The organism is Bacillus sp. 22483, from assembly GCF_052044605.1.
GTDB lineage: Bacteria > Bacillota > Bacilli > Bacillales > Bacillaceae > Bacillus > Bacillus altitudinis.
Genome location: NZ_JBQENU010000013.1, coordinates 58,328 through 76,163, shown reverse-complemented (window position 1 = coordinate 76,163; position 17,836 = coordinate 58,328). Strand labels below are relative to the sequence as shown.

Below are 17,836 nucleotides of genomic sequence, written 5' to 3'. Positions count from 1 at the left end.
GGGGGAACGGCACATGAGTATGAAAATTGGAGAGAAGGCTTTTAAAGAGCGGATCGGCGAAGGATTAGAAGACGCTGTGATGAGAGGAGCTGTTTCCTCAGCACAGGAGCGTCTGTATAAAAGGCGGATGACCGCAAGTGAAGAGCTTGGAAACTGGGAAAAGTGGCGTGAACTTGGAGAGGACATCAGGCAGCATACACTTGCCCATCTTGATGACTACTTATATCAATTAAGTGAGAACGTGAGTAGACGTGGAGGTCATGTGTTTTTTGCAAAAACAAAGGAAGAGGCATCGGCGTACATTCAAGATGTAGCACAAAAAAAAGCAGCAAAAAAAATCGTGAAATCAAAATCAATGGTCACAGAAGAAATTGAAATGAATGAAGCGCTAGAAGAGATTGGCTGCGAGGTAGTTGAAAGCGATCTTGGAGAATATATTCTTCAAGTTGATGACCATGAACCACCTTCACATATCGTGGCACCAGCCCTTCATATGACGAAAGAACAAATACGGGAAGTTTTTCACGAAAAGCTTGGATATGATATGTCAGAGACTCCTGAAGAAATGACCAAATTTGTAAGAGCTTTGTTACGAGAAAAATTTCTTGAAGCAGATATTGGTGTGACGGGCTGTAACTTTGCTGTGGCTGACACAGGATCGATTTGTCTTGTGACGAATGAAGGGAATGCGGATCTTGTCACGTCCATTCCAAAGACACATATCGCAGTCATGGGAATGGAGCGGCTTGTACCAACGATGGAGGAGCTCGATGTCCTTGTCGGTCTATTGTGCAGAAGCGCAGTCGGTCAAAAGTTAACAAGCTATATCTCTGTCGTGGGACCAAAAGGAGAAGGAGAGGTCGATGGACCAGAAGAGTTTCATTTGGTCATTGTGGATAACGGACGGTCAAATATATTAGGGACGGAATTTCAGCCAGTTTTGCAATGTATTCGGTGTGCAGCCTGTATTAATGTGTGCCCCGTTTACCGGCATGTTGGCGGTCATTCGTACGGATCAATTTACCCGGGTCCGATTGGCGCTGTTCTTTCGCCGCTACTTGGAGGATATGACGACTACCAAGAGCTTCCTTTCGCCTCAAGTTTATGCGCAGCCTGTACAGATGCTTGTCCAGTGAAAATTCCACTTCACGAATTATTAATCAAACATCGACAAGCCATCGTTGAAAAAAAGGGGAGAGCGCCTAAAGCGGAAATGATGGCAATGAAAATGTTCGGAATGGGCGCATCCACTCCTAGAATGTATCGATTTGGAACAAAAGCAGCCCCTGTGCTCTTGAAACATATGGCTTCAAACGGACAGATTTCAAAAGGTGCGGGTCCTTTAAAGAATTGGACAGAAATTCGTGACCTCCCAGCGCCAAGCAAAGAAAGGTTTCGGGATTGGTTTAAAAAGAAACAAAAGGAGGAGCGGCAATGAAAGGAACCATTTCTCATCGAGATCCATTTTTAGCACATATCCAGCAACAATTAGGCAAAAGCTCCTCCAAGCCTGCATCTATTCGGCGTCCGGCTTGGAAGAATCGAGTCAATTGGGAAACAAATGAAGGTCTGTCGAAAGAAGAATTGATAGAGCAATTGAAGGTGCAATGTCAGCAAATTCATACGAGAGTGGTAGAAACAACGCCAAAAGAAGCACCCTCAACGTTACGATTATTGATGAAAGAGTATGGAGAAGGTCCTGTGATGACTTCGAGCGATAGACGTTTTGCACAATATGAATGTCATCCTATGTTTCAAGCTTTGCAGAAAGAAGGAATCTCAGTCACTAGCTGGAATGCAGATACATCAAGAGAAGAAAATATAAGGCAGGCAGAACAAGCGAAATATGCAGTGGTATTCAGTGATTACACACTTGCAGAATCCGGAACGGTTGTTCTTTCCTCCCATCAAGGTCAAGGGAGAGCACTTCATTTTTTACCGATGATGTATATCGTATGTATTGAAAAAAGCACAATTGTCCCGCGGATGATTCATGCTGTTTCAGCTCTTCATCGCTTAGTAGAAGAAGGAGAGCAGACGAAAGGCGCCATTCATTTTATATCAGGTCCAAGTAATTCTGCCGATATTGAAATGAATTTAGTGGTTGGTGTTCATGGGCCGGTGCGGGCTGTTTATGTATTAATAGATGATGAATGAGGCTTTCGTGAAGAAAGCCTTTTTTATGTAAACATTCTTAAAATTCATCTTGCCTCTAGGCGAATAGTCATAGTAAGATGACGTCATATAAGATGAGAAGCTCATCTACTGCTGATGTAAAGGAAGCTGCTAATGGAAATGAAGACAAATGCTCCAAAGAAGTCGATTGCGGTGCCGCTTGTGATCTCCATCATTGCGATTTCGTTTTCGGCCATTATTGTGAAGTGGTCAAGTGCGCCTGCTGCTATTTTAAGTATGTATCGAATGATATTTGCGGCGGTTTTGATGCTTCCCTTTATTCTGCCGCGTCAAAAAGAGCTTGTCTCGTTAAAGCGGAGAGACTGGTTTTTCTTATGTATGTCAGGTTTCTTTTTAGGGCTCCATTTTGTTTTGTGGTTCGGCTCATTGAAGCTCACCACAGTGGCGAGCTCTACAATCATCATTGCACTTCAGCCGATGGTGTCATTATTAGGCGGATTTCTCATTTTTCGTGAACGAACAACGAAGTCAGCCATTTTCACAATGTGTGCGGCGATTGTTGGTGCGCTCATGATTGGATGGGGGGATATCGGACATAACCAAGACGCCATTATAGGAGACATTTTATCCTTTTTCAGTGTAATCGCTGTTGTTTGTTATTTATTAATCGGTCAACAAGCTGTGAGAAAGATATCTCATTGGATTTATAGTTTTTGTGTATTTGGTTTTGCCGGCCTTTTTTTAATTTTATTTAACCTTATACAGCAAACGCCTTTTGTAGGCTATTCGGGTAAAGAATGGGGGATTTTCTTACTGCTCGCCATTATCCCTACCATGTCCCATGTGATTAATAACTGGCTGTTAACCTATGTGAATGCGACAACTATTTCAATGAGTATTCTAGGCGAACCTGTTGGGGCAACGATACTCGCTGTTTTACTGCTTGGAGAGAAAGTCACGCTGCTACAAATGTTCGGTGGTCTTCTTGTCCTTTTAGGTGTCTTTTTCTTTTTGATGCAGCAGCGACAAGGGATCGTGATGAAAACAAAAAAATCCGGTTAACTCCCGGATTTTTTTACTCTTTTAAATGATTTTTTTCAATTACTTTGTTTAATCTAGCCTCGACTTTCTTCAATTCCACTTGTTTTCTTCTTATCATTCGAATCGCGATGACAACGATGGTCACGATCAATGCGATGAATAGAAGAGAAAATACTTGAAATACAATATCCCCAATATTGAATGCAGCCCTCTCTTCATTAGACATATGTAACCCCTCCCTTTCGATATCTATATATTACCATATTCAATAAAAGATTGAGATTTATCCATAATTTATCTATAATAGGTAAAATATCACTCATTAAAGGAGAACCATTATGAGAACTTTAGTCCTTTTACGAGGTCTCCCAGGTGCAGGTAAATCAACTTGGATCAAAGAACAAGGCTTAGAACCATATACATTATCAGCGGATCAGATCCGTCTGTTAACCCAGCCTCCGCAGTTATCAGTCAATGGGAAACCAGAAATTTCAAGCAAACATGATCATAAAGTCTGGTCTTTATTATTTGAACTCCTCACAGCCCGAATGGAACGAGGAGACTTTACTGTCATTGATGCAACACATGTCACAAGTAAGTCCATTTCGCAGTATAAATCATTAGCTACTTCATACCGCTATAGAGTGTATGTCGTCGATTTTACGCAAGTGCCTCTTGAAACAGCCCTGCTGCAAAATCGCGGTCGAGAGCCGCACAAAGTAGTGAAGGAATCTGTGTTATATCAAATGAATGAACGGTTAAAGACAGAGAAGGTGCCTTCATGGGTAACCGTTTTGACGCCTGAGGAATATCCAGTCATTATGACGTATCAGCCCAGGTCTTTTGATCAGTATGAGGCCATTCACGTCTTCGGTGATATTCACGGCTGTTACACAGCTCTAAATACTTATTTGCAAGGAGACTTGAAAGAAAACGAGCTTTATATCTTTGCAGGTGATTTGCTTGATAGAGGAATAGAAAACAAGGAAGTTTTAGAATGGATGCTGGCACATAGAGAATGCCGCAATGTGATCGTCATTGAAGGAAATCATGATCAGCATCTTTACAAATATGCACATGAAGAAAAAGTGAGAAGTAATATGTTTAACCGTCATACTGCGCCTGAAATTGCGGAAGCAGGTTTTGACCTAAAAGAATTAAGGAAGTTTGTCAGAACATTTCATCAGCTCACCTATTTTACGTATCATGGTCAGACATTTCTTGTCACCCATGGTGGGCTTGCCCATTTGCCAGAAGAGCTTCTGCATGTCTCAACGCAGCAGCTTATTCACGGAGTAGGTGAATATTCAGATGACATTGACCACTTATTTGTGCAAAATACTTCTGGATTAGATATCATTCAAATTCACGGTCATCGCAATTTATATAGACTGCCTATCCAAGCGGCGGAAAGATCTTATAACCTCGAAGGTCAGGTTGAATTTGGTGGACAGTTGCGTGTGTTAAAAATTACAGCAGGCGGGATTGAGACACATGAAATTGACAATCCTGTCTACAGAGCTTCTGAAAACAAGCAACCGGTCTTTGTTCAGCCCAATTTGACGCTGGGTGATTTTTTAGCCCATTTAGATCAGCATGAATATGTACAGGAATTAAAGCTGCCACACGATATTTCATCTTTTAATTTCACGAAAAAAGCATTTAGTGAAAGACAATGGGATGAAATAAATGTCAAAGCAAGAGGGTTGTTTATCAATATGACTTCAAAGCAGATTGTGTCTAGAAGTTATAATAAGTTCTTTAATATTGATGAACGTCCTGAAACAAGAATGCAGCATTTAGTGAATCATCTTCAATTTCCTGTGACGGTCTATGATAAAGCAAATGGATACTTAGGCACGGTTGGGTTTAACGACATAAAAGATGAGCTGGTGTTTACGTCCAAATCGTATACGTCACATGTGAAGCAAAATCAGCATGCTGCTTGGGTCGAAGAGCTATTTTATGCGACCTTTGACGATGTGCAGGTCGACTACATCAAATCATACGTACGCGACAACCATGTATCCCTTGTATTTGAAGTCATTTTGCCAGAGAAAGATCCGCATATTATCACATATGATCATGATCAACTCATTTTACTTGATATCGTGAAGCGTCAGCTGAGCTATCAAAAAGAACCATTTGCTGAAGTGAAAAGGCTCAGTGAACAGCTTGGCATGCGGTGCAAACAGCAAGTGGCAGTGTTTCATGATTGGACCTCTTTCTATAAATGGTATCAATCTGTATCACATGATGACACAATCAAAGAAGAAGGCTATGTCATTGAGGATAATAGCGGCTTTATGACCAAGTTAAAGCTTCCTTATTATCAATTTTGGAAGCAAATGCGATCCATTAAACAGCGTGTTGCAGATAAGCGCTCCACCCAAAAATATATGCAGGCTTTGCAAACAGCAGAGCAAGCAAGATTTTATACATGGCTACTCGAGCAAGATCCAGTAAACGTGAGAAACAGCTCAATCATTGAGCTGCGTTCACAATTTGAGCAAACGGAAGCGGGCCATTTGAATAATGACGGAATAAATGCATAGTCTAACAAAGAGTCTTTTCTAGAGAAAAGGCTTTTTTTCATGAAATCGAAAGGTGGAAGCTGAAATGCCAGATCATATTGAAGTCATACTTCGAACCATATTTGCTTTTGCTATTTTATTCGGCGGTGCCCGTCTTCTTGGAAAGCAAACCATTGCACAAATGAATATTTTTGATTTCATTGCGGCGATCAGTCTAGGTTCAATTGCGGCGAACTTGGCGTTTAATACTACGCTTCCGCTTCATCACACAACCATTTCTTTTGTGACACTTGTGATCATTATTTATGTGATTTCTTTACTTGCTTTAAGAAGCCGGAAGGTGAGAGGTTTTATGGCCGGTAAACCAACGCTTGTGATTCAAAATGGCAAAATCCTTGAAGAGAATATGAAAGGAATGAGGTATACACTTGATTATTTAAATCAACAGCTCAGAGAAAAGAATGTGTTTGACATTAGTGAAGTTGAATTTGCAATGATTGAAACAGATGGGCATATGTCGGTGAAAAAATACCCTTCATTTGATTATGTCACGCGAAAAGATCTTAACCTATGGATGCAGGCAGAGCGTTACATGCCCATTGAAGTCATTATGGACGGAAAGCTCATTTTGAAAAACCTTCATGAAAACCAATTAACGGAGCAGTGGATATATGAAGAAATTCAAAAAAGGCAGCTGTCTTTAAAAGACATTGTTTATGCGGTTCGTTCAAGTAATGGCAGTTTATATATTGATACATATGACGATCACATCCATTCTCCAATTGACCAAGAATGAACATATAGTTCAGTCGACACCCGCGCGTCACAGAACTGCCAATATTTATAAGTCGTTTGGATGTCATCTATCTAGGTATCATTTCTCAATTATTATTATTTTCAAAAAATGTAGTGACGGAGAAAAATAAGTATGTTTAAGTATAAATAGAAGAATTTAAAATATTAATATAATATACACCAAGCGGAATGAATATTCATTCCTGATAAAACGAAAGGAGAGGATGAAATGCCCGCAGCAACTACTGATAAACAGGAGCAGATTATGAAGGCTTCTCTGGACTTATTTATTGAACGGGGTTTTGACGGTACAACGATGCCGATGATTTCGAAAAGAGCCAATGTTGGAGCAGGAACCATTTATCGTTATTTTGATAGTAAAGAGGCTCTTGTGAACATTTTATACCAGCGAAGCCTGACTGCATTTATCGACAAGGTGAATACAAACAGTCCAGACCCTAAAGCAAGCATTAGGGCTTATTTCAAACATGTCTTTTATTGCTTAGTGCTCTTTACAAAAGAGAATCCAAGTGGTCTGTACTTCTTAGAAATTGACAAACGCTCACACTATTTAGATGAGAAAAGTAAAGAGAAGATGCAGCAGCTATTAAATGAGCTATTTCATATTTTTGAAGAAGGCAAAAAGGATGGAATTCATCCAAATCTTTCAGGGAGAACGATTTTATCCATTGTATTTGGAGCGTTCGTTCAGCTTCATAAACAGATTCTAGCAGAGGAAATTGAACCAACGATTGAATTTTTAGAAGATATTGAGCAATGCTTATGGCGTGCCATTAGCGTTGCATCATAAAGAAATAAAGGGAGTGGGCACATGCAACAAACATCAATCATTCCAAAACCAAAAACATACGGACCTTTAAAAAATATTCCTCATATCAAAAAAGGAGAGCTTTCTCAAACTTTTTGGCGGCTGGCAGATGAATTAGGGCCGATCTTTCAGTTTGAATTTTCAAAAGCAACAAGTATTTTTGTTTCCAGCCATGAACTTGCCAAAGAAGTATTTGATGAGAGGCGTTTTGATAAATTCATTGGAAGCAGTCTCAATAAAGTGAGAACATTTTCAGGGGATGGGTTATTTACAAGTTGGACAGAAGAGCCGAATTGGAGAAAGGCTCATCACATCTTGATGCCGGCGTTTAGCCAGCAGGCCATGAAGGGCTATCATGAGATGATGCTCGATATTGCCACACAGCTTGTACAAAAATGGCAAAGAACGGGCCGTGATGAAGAAATTGAAGTAGCAGAGGATATGACAAAGCTCACTTTAGATACGATCGGGCTATGCGGTTTTGATTTTCGATTTAACAGCTTTTATAAAGAAAATCAACATCCATTTATTGAAAGCATGCTGAATGGTTTAAATGAAGCGATGGATCAAGCAAGCAGATTGCCGGTCGCAGATAAATTAATGATCAAAAGAAGAAAAGAATTTGAACAAGATGTTGATTTTATGAAGCAATTAGTAGATGACATTATTCAAGAACGGAAAAAACAAGATAAAACGGGCAATGATTTACTATCTCTCATGCTACATGCAAAGGATCCTGAAACAGGTGAACGCCTGTCGGATGAAAATATCCGTTATCAAATCATTACCTTCTTAATAGCAGGTCATGAAACAACAAGTGGATTGTTGTCATTTGCGATTTATTTTTTACTAAAGAATCCAGACAAATTAAAAAAAGCCGTACAAGAAGCAGACAACGTGCTACAAGGCGGACTGCCGACATTTAAGCAGGTTCAAAAACTAAGTTATACGCGTATGGTCTTAAATGAAGCACTTCGCCTCTGGCCGACGGCGCCTACGTTCTCTCTTTATGCGAAAGAGGATACAGTCATTGGAGGAAAATATCCGATCCAAAAAAACCAAAGTGTCAATGTGCTGCTTCCTAAATTACATCGGGATCAAGCGGTTTGGGGGGAGGATGCAGAAGAATTCAAGCCTGAACGTTTTATGCATCCTGAAAAGATTCCACAGCATGCCTATAAACCGTTCGGAAATGGCCAGCGTGCATGTATTGGGATGCAATTTGCCCTTCACGAAGCCACGATGGTTCTGGCGATGGTTCTGCACAACCTTGAATTGATTGACCATACGTCGTATGAACTGGATTTAAAAGAATCCCTGACGATTAAGCCGAATGATTTTAAAATCAAAGTGCGGCCAAGAAAGCAGCAATTCTTTATGGCGCCTCCGAAAGAAGAACCAACAAAAAGCACGGCATCTGCTGAAGTGAAAATAGCAAGTCATGGAACACCGCTATTGGTCTTGTACGGATCAAATCTGGGCACAGCAAAGCAGATGGCAAACGAATTTGCTGAAGACGGGAAAGCAAAAGGGTTTGACGTGACAACGGCACCGCTTGATGATTATACTCGAAAGTTACCAGAGTCAGGCGCAGTTTTAATTGTAACGGCTTCATACAACGGTCATCCGCCTGATCATGCGAAACAGTTTGTGGATTGGGTAACGCAGGATGAGGAGCAGGATCTATCAAATGTGACATTTGCAGTCTTTGGGTGCGGGGATCGAAATTGGGCGAGCACGTATCAGCGTATTCCTCGTCTGATTGATGAAGCACTTGAAAGAAAAGGGGCGAAGCGTGTAACGGATATTGGTGAAGGCGATGCGGGCGGTGATATGGATGAAGATAAAGAAACATTCCAGAAGACAGTCTTCAATGAGCTTGCAAAAGAATTCAAATTAACCTTGCAGGAGAAACGTCAAGAAAAGCCAAACCTATCCATTGCATATACGAATGAGCTAGTGGAACGTCCTGTTGCTAAAACATACGGTGCCTTTTCAGCTGTTGTATTGAAAAATCAAGAATTACAATCTGAAAAAAGTACCCGCCAAACAAGGCATATCGAACTTCAATTACCTGAAGGCAAGCACTATAAAGAAGGAGATCATATCGGAATCGTGCCAAAAAATAGTGCAACACTCGTTCAGCGAGTGACCGATCGTTTTAAGCTGGATCCAGAGCAGCACATGATACTCTCTTCGGAAAAAGAAGCAAGTCATTTACCATTAAATCAGCCAATTCAAGTCGGAGAATTGCTGGCGTCACATGTAGAGCTACAAGAGCCTGTGACACGTACTCAGCTAAGAGATCTTGCAAAATATACGGTATGCCCACCTCATCGTATTGAACTTGAACAAATGGCGGGAGAAATTTATCAAGAAGCTGTATTAAAGAAGCGTGTGACCATGCTTGATTTACTAGAACAGTACGAAGCATGTGAACTGCCATTTGATCATTTCTTAGCCCTTTTACCAGGATTGAAGCCTCGTTATTACTCGATCTCCAGTTCGCCAAAGATAGATGAAAAGAGGCTTAGTATCACAGTAGCTGTTGTGAAAGGAAAATCATGGAGCGGACGCGGTGAATATGCAGGCGTCGCATCAAACTATTTATGCGGACTGCAAGAAGGAGATGAAGTGGCCTGCTTCCTTCATGAAGCTCAAGCAGGATTCGAATTGCCGCCTTCTCCTGAAATACCAATGATCATGATTGGACCAGGAACAGGTATCGCCCCGTTTAGAGGGTTCATTCAGGCAAGGGAAGCATGGCAAAATGAAGGGAAGTCGTTAGGTGAAGCCCATCTTTATTTTGGCTGCCGCCACCCGCATGAAGATGATCTGTATTATGACGAAATGCAGCTTGCACAAGAAAAAGGAGTCGTCACCATCCACCGTGCTTACTCTCGCTACGAGGAGCAAAAAGTGTATGTCCAGCACTTCATTAAAAATGATGGAGCCAAGCTCATTGAATTGCTCGACAAAGGCGCCTATCTGTATATTTGCGGGGATGGAAAGGTCATGGCACCAGATGTCGAGGCAACACTTATTGAATTGTATCAGGCTGAGAAACAGTGTGCGAAAGAAACAGCTGAACAATGGCTGACATCTTTAGCCAATGACAACAGATATGTAAAAGATGTATGGAGCTGATCACGCTGAAAAGAAGACAAAGGGCTAAAATAAAGTTCATTTTAGCCCTTTGTCAACAATCTTAAAACCGCCAAATTGGCGGTTTTTCTTTTTTCATAGAGAGATCGCTAGAATAAATATTTGGAAGATACGAAACACCTAATTTACAAATGAAATATTTTGTAAAAAATAAGAATATTCTCTCATTTACTCCAATATGAAACAATCGTATCATTTTTGATATAGGACATAAAGGAGGAATATGATGAAAAAGATGAAAAAATTAATCCCTTCTCTACTCGTTTTTGGTGCTTTAAGTGTGCCTAGTTTTGCCCATGCAGCATCTGATTCAGTACTTACGTCTGATTATGACATGGTGACTTCTGACGGAAAGGTGATTTCTTCAGCTGACTTCCACAACGATATGAAAACCCCCTCATCCTTTGACAAAGTGGATGATCTCTCTTCTACTATTGGCGAAAAAGTAAAACCACTCACAACATATTTAAAAGACTTTCAAACAAAAGTAGTCATTGGAGACGATGGTAGAACAAAAGTGACGAATACAAGAGTAGCACCCTACAACTCTATTGCTTATATTACATTTGGTGGATCTAGTTGCACCGGAACACTTATTGCTCCAAACAAAATATTGACAAACGGACACTGCGTCTACAATACAGCTACAAGAAGCTATAGTGCAAAAGGGTCTGTCTACCCAGGCATGAATGACAGCACTGCCGTGAACGGCTCAGCAAACATGACCGAATTCTATGTACCAAGCGGATATATCAACACGGGGGCGAGTCAATATGATTTTGCCGTCATTAAAACAGATACGAACATTGGAAATACGGTCGGCTATCGCTCTATTCGTCAAGTGACAAATCTAACAGGTACAACGATTAAAATTTCTGGATATCCAGGTGATAAAATGAGATCGACTGGCAAAGTGTCACAATGGGAAATGTCAGGTCCAGTCACGAGAGAAGATACGAATCTCGCATACTATACGATCGATACATTTAGCGGAAACTCTGGCTCTGCGATGCTAGATCAGAACCAACAAATCGTCGGGGTCCATAATGCGGGTTATTCAAACGGAACGATCAACGGCGGACCAAAAGCGACTGCTGCTTTTGTTGAATTTATCAACTATGCGAAGGCGCAATAAAAAATAGGGCATTCAGCTTGTTTCCTTTACAGGGGACAGGCTTTTTTTATCGTCAAATGCAGAAAAGTTTCTTTTTTTGTTCATCACTATTTCATATTTACAAGCTATGCTGAATGAAATAAATGAAAAAGAAAGAAGAGATATGAGTGAAAAATAAAAAAATAGATATGATATTGTTGTTGATTTTATTGATTTCAGCTATTCTCTACACTTATCAAATTTGGCAGAATGACAGTGCCAATCAATATTATTTAGCTGCAGTCAAAAGTATGTCCAAAAGCTTCCATCACTTTTTTTATGCCTCATTTGATGCAACTGGATTCGTATCAATTGATAAACCACCCGTCGTTTTATGGATTCAAACCATCAGTGCACTTATTTTTGGCTTTCATACATGGAGTGTGATATTGCCGCAGGCACTTGCTGGAGTGGGGTCTGTTCTTCTTCTTTATCTCATGATAAAACCGGCTTTCGGTCAAGGTGCTGCAAGGGTGTCAGCGGCCGTTATGGCTCTCACACCAATTGCCGCAGCTGTGAGCAGAACGAACAATATCGACAGTATGCTCGTCTTCACATTACTTGCGGGTACGTATTTCTTGATGCGTGCTGTAAAAAGAGGGAAGTTGCGCTGGCTTCTTATTGCCTTCGCTTTGGTAGCGGTAGGATTTAATATGAAGATGCTGCAAGCGTTTATGGTCGTTCCAGCATTTATTTTCTACTATTTCATTGCTGCTCGCGTACCGTTAAAAAAGAAAATTTTCTCTCTCTTATGCTCGATCGTCGTATTAGTCTGCTTATCTCTATCGTGGGCAGTTGCTGTAGATATGACAGCTGAAAGTGAGCGCCCTTATGTGGGAAGCAGCCAAACAAATTCAGTGTTAGAACTTGCCTTTGGGTATAACGGCACGGAACGGCTGCTTGGTCAGACGACAGGGAAATCTTTTGGTGACATGAACCAGCAAGCAGGTATGGTGATGCCAGACAATTCTGGATTAGGGAATTCGTCAGAGAATCAGTCAAACAGAAATCAGCCGCCTCCATCCCAAAATCAAATGATGCCACCTCAACATGGTCCAGGTGGTGGTTCTCCGCCTGGAAGTGCTGTAGGTCAACAAAGTATGAATATGTATGGCACGGGGAATCCCGGTATATTTCGTTTATTTCAATCTGCATTGTCAGGTCAAATCAGCTGGATGCTGCCGTTTGCTTTGTTTGGGCTTTTAGGGATGATCATCAGTTGGTGGAAGGAGAGAAAAGCTCAATTAAATGAATGGAAACAAACGATGTTTTGGACAGCATGGCTGATTCCTGCTGCCGGATTCTTTAGTATTGCGGGTTTCTTTCACCATTACTATCTCATTATGCTTGCCCCGCCTATTGCAGCACTATGCGGCATAGGAGCTAAGAAGATGGGAGAGTTATTTAAGGCAAACAAAGGAGTATCTGCGTATTTGCTTCCAGCAGCAATCGCTGTTACAGCCATCTTCCAAGGGTATATTTTGAGTAACTATACGACTCAAATCAGTAGTATTTGGATGTATGCCATTGCGATTGCGGGAACAAGTATCGCTATCCTATTGCTGATGTACAGAGAAAAACAATTGATCATGAAACGACTGCTCATCACTGCTTTGACAACGCTGTTACTGTTTCCAGGTTTTTGGTCCGCCACCCCAATCATATATGGTGGAAATGCTGTTCTTCCAGAAGCAGGTGTACAGCTGGCTAGTTCACGAGGAGGGAACATGTTTACATCTAGTGTCGATCAAGGCTTACTCACTTATTTAAAGGCTCATCAAACAGGTGAAACGTATTTATTTGCAACGCTTACGACTGTTACCGCAGCGCCATATATCATTGATGAAGATGAGAATGTCATGGCATTAGGTGGTTTTAATGGGACAGATCCTATTTTGACTGTCAACAAATTAAAAGCACTTATTCAACAAGGAAAGGTGAAATACTTTTTATTACCAGACAATCAGTCATCAGCTAACAGCAAATTGGTTAGCTGGATTAAATCACATGGTACAGTCATCTCATCTGAAGAATATAAACGATCCTCATCAGCTGAAGAGGGGATGCCGTCCGAGATGTCTTTACAAAACGAAACATTATATAGAGTAGATGAAATATCTTAATTAGAACAAGGCGAATGATGAAGAGATCATTCGTTTTTTCTTATGGATCAGTATCTAGGAAGATTCAGCTCATGTTTTTCACATGTCATCACTCAGCCACTCATACATTAAAAATGACTCATTCCCTAGAAGTCAACATCATTTCATCAAAAGTATGAGGAGGTCACGAGCTTTTGAAGATGAGAAAAGGCTGGATCGCTGCTGTCGTTCTTTGTTTTGTCATTTGGATGGGTGCGTTATTAGGTGGTTTTGGAGAGGATCGTTCCGCAAAAGGGGCAGATCGTTATGATCATGTGATTCAATTTCCTAAGGAACGGTATCCTGAAACAGGCAGTCATATTCAAGAAGCTATTCGAAAAGGACACTCAGACGTGTGTACCATTGACCGAAATGGGGCAGATGCTCGCAGGCAAGAATCATTAAAAGGAATTCCCACAAAACCTGGTTTTGACCGGGATGAATGGCCGATGGCGGTGTGTCTTGAAGGAGGAAAGGGGGCGAGCGTTCAATATGTCAGTCCATCAGATAATAGAGGCGCTGGTTCATGGGTCGGGCATCAAATCAGTGGGTATCCTGACGGGAAACGAATTTTATTTATTGTCAAATAAACATAGACAAGAGGCTCCTTGAGAGGGGCTCTTTTTGTTCAACAGGAGCGTATTCGAGCTAGCAGGTACAAAAGATTCAGTGGTACAATCAATCCATCAGGTACAAAGACTGACAAGTAGAAAATGTGAAGGGACATATGCTTATGGAAAAGAACCGTGCATTATACGATTTTTTCATGCAACATGCAGAGAAACTGACTGAAACATGGTATGAATCAATTGAGGATGATGATCCAGAATCCATTTATCGTTCAACAGATTCCAGCATCATAGCAGAGCTAAAACGGCAAAATCAAGATTATTATCAGCATTTTATACGCGCACTTATTGAAGACAAGACGTATTTACATACGAAATTTAAAAAATGGTCTGAAGACTTAGCAAGTGATCCGAAGCACTTGAACACGCCATTAGATTACGTCGTGAGAGAATATATGTCCAATCAAAGAGTAGTTCTTCATTACTTAAAAGAGTTTATAAAACAGCATCAAGGTGATATTGACATTGACCGAATATTTTATTGGTATGATTTGATATCTGAGGCATTTAACATTTCAATTCATGTCTTTATTCAGCAATATGTGAAAAATACCACCAAAAAACTCGTTGCACAAAGAGACATGATTTATGAGTTGAGTTCCCCAGTCATTGTGTTAAAAAGTCATGTTGCCTTATTGCCTTTAGTTGGAGATATTGACACTGCGCGAGCAAAGATTATCTTAGAAAATACATTAAAACAGTGTTCGCAAAAAGGTGTTCAACATTTATGTATTGATTTATCGGGTGTCGTCATCATTGATACGATGGTAGCACATCAAATCTTTGATCTTGTCACGTCACTTCGGTTAATCGGGGTTGATACGACCATTTCAGGTATTAGACCAGAAATTGCTCAAACGGCTGTACAGCTTGGACTTCCTTTTAATGAATTTCAAACGGCTTCATCACTTGCTCACGCTTTAGATCGTATGACTGAATTTTCACCAATATAAAAAACCAGGCCTAGTAAACGGCCTGGTTTTTTATTTAGATCACAGCGTCAATTTTTGTTACTTTCCAATCCTTTTGTACTTTCTCGAAAGTGACAGTACGTTTTACTTTGCGTCCATCAAGTGTTGGGACTGTGAATTCGTATGTGCGGATTGTATTTTTCTTAGAGACGAGTTTAGGTGTTGCCTTATCCCAATTAAGCATATTGTCTCCGTCACCAACTGGCACAGCCATTTTTCCTTTATGAACGATGAACTGATAGTCTTTTAAACCGTGAGTAATGGCATCTTTTGTGAACACTTGAGATAGATAGCTGTTTAGTTTTTTCTTTGTATCAAATGTGTTAGACAGGTAGTTGTAAGTCATGTCTTTATAAGTAAATGATTTTAATTTGTAATCTGAATGCTCTTTAATGTTGTAGCCTGACATAGCACTCCAAAAGTGTTCTCTTGCATCAAGGGCAATATGTAACGCTTCTTTATTTGTCAAAGCGGCTGATTTTTTGGAAGCGGCCAGTGTTGTTGTTTGTAATGAGATCATAAGCATAATAGCGGTTAATAAAACAAATAATTTTTTCAAGGCGATTGCCTCCTTTTCTCAATGAAAACTTCTTATGTTACAAATGTTACAATAGTTACAGAGATATTACAAGTATTAAATCTAAATGTTTTTTATTTCTTTTCTTTCTATCTATATAACGTTTGAGGGAGACAAAAAGTTTTCATTTTTTTATTTTTTTCTTCCTCATTAGTATTTAACCGTTCTAAAGAAGAATAAAACGTCTTTTGGAAAGATTTCTATTTGTCTCCTCAACACTCTTTTTTTATGTATGACATATACTGTCGTGATGAATGTCTAAGAAAGTGGTGTTTAGTATGTATAATCCATATGAAGGTACGTGGAATGGGTACTTGTACGATCGGCAGGTACAAAGCATGCCGGCGTTTCCTATTTCTCAAGTTGGAGGATTTCCCGGCTTGCCATTCGGAGGGACTGGGCAAGGGCAAGGTGCAGGAGGACAATCGGTCCCGCCAGCCCCGCCGCAGCATATCATCTCGCAATATCAACAAGCAGTCTCTCAGCCTCAAAGTATGCAGCCGCTCATTGCAGGGCAGAGTGTAGGCGGAAGCCAGCAAACGGTTCAATTTGCAGCTGGATGTAATAGAAGGTGGACTATTGTGTTCCTTAGAAACGGTCAAGTATTTCTCATGTATGTTCTTTCGTCGCAGCCTTTTGGCCGTACAACAGGTTTCATATGGCCGAACTTTACATTCGGCTCGTTTCCAAGCTCCAGTATTCTTGCATATTCTTGTTCATAAAAGAAAAAGCCGGCTCTCATCAGCAGTTGATGAAATACCGGCTTTTTTTTAATGAATATTTCTAAATACGCCAATCACTTTACCTAGTATACTCACATTCTGTAAAATAATCGGTTCCATTGATGGATTCTCGGGCTGTAATCTAAAGTGTGTATCTTCCTTATAAAAACGTTTCACTGTTGCTTCATCTTCTTCTGTCATAGCCACCACGATATCTCCATTGTTGGCAGTGCTTTGCTGACGCACAATGACGTAGTCTTTGTCCAAAATACCTGCATCAATCATACTTTCTCCCATAATTTCAAGCATAAATACTTGTTCATCTGGCGCTGCAAAAGTTTCTGGAAGTGGGAAATATTCTTCTACATTCTCAACAGCCGTGATAGGCAAGCCTGCTGTGACTTTTCCGATGACTGGAACATTCATTACAGCGCTCTTTGGAATATTCATTTCCTCTTCATCTAGTACTTCGATCGCTCTAGGTTTTGTTGGGTCTCTTCTAATTAAACCTTTCGTTTCTAGTCTAGCTAAATGTCCATGGACAGTTGAACTTGATGCTAGACCGACAGCTTCGCCAATTTCACGAACGGATGGGGGATAACCCTTGCTTTTTACTTCTTCTTTTATGAATTTCAGGATATCGAGTTGTCTTTTTGATAGCTTCGTCATCTTTTGCACCTCAAAACGTCAATTTTAAAGAAATTATAGCATGTTTTTCCTAACAGTACAAACATAGGTTCGAAAAAAACGTTTGACAGAAACGTTTGTTCGTATTTATAATGAGTGACAGAAAGAACGAACACACATTCTATTAGGAGAGATGACATTATGAGGTTAAAGGAATCTATTATTTTTATTGGGCTATTCTCATTCATCGTTGGCATATTTCTCTCACTTATTGCAGTCACTAGCCATAATGATCCAAATCAATATGTTAAAATAGAGGTTCAATCAGGTGATACTCTTTGGGGATTAGCTGACCAAGTAAACGACAGTAAATCAATCGATAAAAATGCTTTTATTGACTGGGTAACTGAACACAATGATCTCGCTTCAACTGACATCCAGCCTGGAGATATCCTTGTAATTCCAGTTAAAAAAGAGCATCCAGTCGTATATCAACTTGCAACAGTACAGTAGAAA

Annotated in this window: 16 protein-coding genes; 13 read left to right on the top strand and 3 right to left on the bottom strand. The window is 40.3% G+C overall.

The annotated features are described in order from the left end of the window. Positions 1-13: 13 nt before the first annotated feature. From ACTJJQ_RS16550 to ACTJJQ_RS16540, 3 genes are all read left to right on the top strand, one after another. The gene (locus ACTJJQ_RS16550) at positions 14-1,438 is read left to right on the top strand and encodes a LutB/LldF family L-lactate oxidation iron-sulfur protein (RefSeq protein WP_440600411.1); all 1,425 of its coding nucleotides are present in this window, start codon (positions 14-16) and stop codon (positions 1,436-1,438) included. Further along, a complete protein-coding gene (locus tag ACTJJQ_RS16545) occupies positions 1,435-2,157 on the top strand; it encodes a LutC/YkgG family protein (protein ID WP_242730469.1) in 723 nt (240 codons plus the stop codon). Before ACTJJQ_RS16550 ends, ACTJJQ_RS16545 begins: the two co-directional genes overlap by 4 nt. Before the next feature lie 132 nt (positions 2,158-2,289). Beyond that, complete coding sequence (locus ACTJJQ_RS16540; RefSeq protein WP_081114949.1) at positions 2,290-3,198, top strand: DMT family transporter; 909 nt, start codon at positions 2,290-2,292, stop codon at positions 3,196-3,198. 13 nt (positions 3,199-3,211) lie between these two features. On the opposite strand, the gene ACTJJQ_RS16535 is transcribed toward ACTJJQ_RS16540, so the two are convergent. After that, on the bottom strand, positions 3,212-3,403 hold the full coding sequence (locus ACTJJQ_RS16535) for a hypothetical protein (protein WP_081114950.1): 192 nt from the start codon (positions 3,401-3,403) through the stop codon (positions 3,212-3,214). A gap of 112 nt (positions 3,404-3,515) precedes the next feature. Here ACTJJQ_RS16535 and ACTJJQ_RS16530 point away from each other — a divergent pair, with 112 nt between their 5' ends. The 8 genes from ACTJJQ_RS16530 to ACTJJQ_RS16495 all read left to right on the top strand — a co-directional run bounded on the left by ACTJJQ_RS16530 (position 3,516) and on the right by ACTJJQ_RS16495 (position 15,376). Next, positions 3,516-5,732: an RNA ligase gene (locus tag ACTJJQ_RS16530; RefSeq protein WP_440600410.1), complete on the top strand. Its 2,217-nt coding sequence runs from the start codon at positions 3,516-3,518 to the stop codon at positions 5,730-5,732. Between the two features lie 64 nt (positions 5,733-5,796). Further along, complete coding sequence (locus tag ACTJJQ_RS16525) at positions 5,797-6,507, top strand: DUF421 domain-containing protein (RefSeq protein WP_017359590.1); 711 nt, start codon at positions 5,797-5,799, stop codon at positions 6,505-6,507. Between the two features lie 228 nt (positions 6,508-6,735). Beyond that, positions 6,736-7,317: a TetR/AcrR family transcriptional regulator gene (locus tag ACTJJQ_RS16520; RefSeq protein WP_017359589.1), complete on the top strand. Its 582-nt coding sequence runs from the start codon at positions 6,736-6,738 to the stop codon at positions 7,315-7,317. A 21-nt stretch (positions 7,318-7,338) separates the two neighbouring features. Beyond that, a complete protein-coding gene (locus tag ACTJJQ_RS16515) occupies positions 7,339-10,482 on the top strand; it encodes a bifunctional cytochrome P450/NADPH--P450 reductase (protein WP_440600409.1) in 3,144 nt (1,047 codons plus the stop codon). Positions 10,483-10,726: 244 nt separating this feature from the next. Next, on the top strand, positions 10,727-11,635 hold the full coding sequence (locus ACTJJQ_RS16510; protein WP_017359587.1) for a trypsin-like serine peptidase: 909 nt from the start codon (positions 10,727-10,729) through the stop codon (positions 11,633-11,635). 146 nt (positions 11,636-11,781) lie between these two features. Next, complete coding sequence (locus ACTJJQ_RS16505; protein WP_440600408.1) at positions 11,782-13,776, top strand: glycosyltransferase family 39 protein; 1,995 nt, start codon at positions 11,782-11,784, stop codon at positions 13,774-13,776. A gap of 227 nt (positions 13,777-14,003) precedes the next feature. Continuing rightward, positions 14,004-14,384 carry a NucA/NucB deoxyribonuclease domain-containing protein gene (locus ACTJJQ_RS16500; protein ID WP_224559893.1) on the top strand — a complete coding sequence of 127 codons (381 nt, stop codon included), beginning with the start codon at positions 14,004-14,006 and terminating at the stop codon, positions 14,382-14,384. A 143-nt stretch (positions 14,385-14,527) separates the two neighbouring features. After that, positions 14,528-15,376, top strand: a complete 849-nt coding sequence (locus tag ACTJJQ_RS16495) for an STAS domain-containing protein (RefSeq protein WP_008343823.1) — start codon at positions 14,528-14,530, stop codon at positions 15,374-15,376. Between the two features lie 34 nt (positions 15,377-15,410). Here ACTJJQ_RS16495 and ACTJJQ_RS16490 read toward each other — a convergent pair whose 3' ends face one another. Next, entirely contained in the window at positions 15,411-15,953 is a 543-nt protein-coding gene (locus tag ACTJJQ_RS16490) for an IseA DL-endopeptidase inhibitor family protein (RefSeq protein ID WP_008343822.1), read from the bottom strand. Positions 15,954-16,249: 296 nt separating this feature from the next. On the opposite strand from ACTJJQ_RS16490, the gene ACTJJQ_RS16485 reads away from it, so the two are divergent. Then, positions 16,250-16,693: a hypothetical protein gene (locus tag ACTJJQ_RS16485; protein WP_008343821.1), complete on the top strand. Its 444-nt coding sequence runs from the start codon at positions 16,250-16,252 to the stop codon at positions 16,691-16,693. 48 nt (positions 16,694-16,741) lie between these two features. Here the strand turns inward: ACTJJQ_RS16485 and lexA are convergent, their stop codons facing one another. Beyond that, positions 16,742-17,362 carry a transcriptional repressor LexA gene (gene lexA, locus ACTJJQ_RS16480; RefSeq protein ID WP_007499350.1) on the bottom strand — a complete coding sequence of 207 codons (621 nt, stop codon included), beginning with the start codon at positions 17,360-17,362 and terminating at the stop codon, positions 16,742-16,744. A gap of 159 nt (positions 17,363-17,521) precedes the next feature. On the opposite strand from lexA, the gene yneA reads away from it, so the two are divergent. Beyond that, positions 17,522-17,833, top strand: a complete 312-nt coding sequence (gene yneA, locus ACTJJQ_RS16475) for a cell division suppressor protein YneA (protein WP_007499348.1) — start codon at positions 17,522-17,524, stop codon at positions 17,831-17,833. Positions 17,834-17,836 lie beyond the last annotated feature (3 nt).

Excerpts from the sequence above, each read along its gene's own strand:
- ACTJJQ_RS16550 (WP_440600411.1), top strand. The coding sequence starts at position 14 with ATGAGTATGAAAATTGGAGAGAAGGCTTTTAAAGAGCGGATCGGCGAA.
- ACTJJQ_RS16545 (WP_242730469.1), top strand. The coding sequence starts at position 1,435 with ATGAAAGGAACCATTTCTCATCGAGATCCATTTTTAGCACATATCCAG.
- ACTJJQ_RS16540 (WP_081114949.1), top strand. The coding sequence starts at position 2,290 with ATGGAAATGAAGACAAATGCTCCAAAGAAGTCGATTGCGGTGCCGCTT.
- ACTJJQ_RS16535 (WP_081114950.1), bottom strand. The coding sequence starts at position 3,403 with ATGTCTAATGAAGAGAGGGCTGCATTCAATATTGGGGATATTGTATTT.
- ACTJJQ_RS16530 (WP_440600410.1), top strand. The coding sequence starts at position 3,516 with ATGAGAACTTTAGTCCTTTTACGAGGTCTCCCAGGTGCAGGTAAATCA.
- ACTJJQ_RS16525 (WP_017359590.1), top strand. The coding sequence starts at position 5,797 with ATGCCAGATCATATTGAAGTCATACTTCGAACCATATTTGCTTTTGCT.
- ACTJJQ_RS16520 (WP_017359589.1), top strand. The coding sequence starts at position 6,736 with ATGCCCGCAGCAACTACTGATAAACAGGAGCAGATTATGAAGGCTTCT.
- ACTJJQ_RS16515 (WP_440600409.1), top strand. The coding sequence starts at position 7,339 with ATGCAACAAACATCAATCATTCCAAAACCAAAAACATACGGACCTTTA.
- ACTJJQ_RS16510 (WP_017359587.1), top strand. The coding sequence starts at position 10,727 with ATGAAAAAGATGAAAAAATTAATCCCTTCTCTACTCGTTTTTGGTGCT.
- ACTJJQ_RS16500 (WP_224559893.1), top strand. The coding sequence starts at position 14,004 with ATGGGTGCGTTATTAGGTGGTTTTGGAGAGGATCGTTCCGCAAAAGGG.
- ACTJJQ_RS16495 (WP_008343823.1), top strand. The coding sequence starts at position 14,528 with ATGGAAAAGAACCGTGCATTATACGATTTTTTCATGCAACATGCAGAG.
- ACTJJQ_RS16485 (WP_008343821.1), top strand. The coding sequence starts at position 16,250 with ATGTATAATCCATATGAAGGTACGTGGAATGGGTACTTGTACGATCGG.
- lexA (WP_007499350.1), bottom strand. The coding sequence starts at position 17,362 with ATGACGAAGCTATCAAAAAGACAACTCGATATCCTGAAATTCATAAAA.
- yneA (WP_007499348.1), top strand. The coding sequence starts at position 17,522 with ATGAGGTTAAAGGAATCTATTATTTTTATTGGGCTATTCTCATTCATC.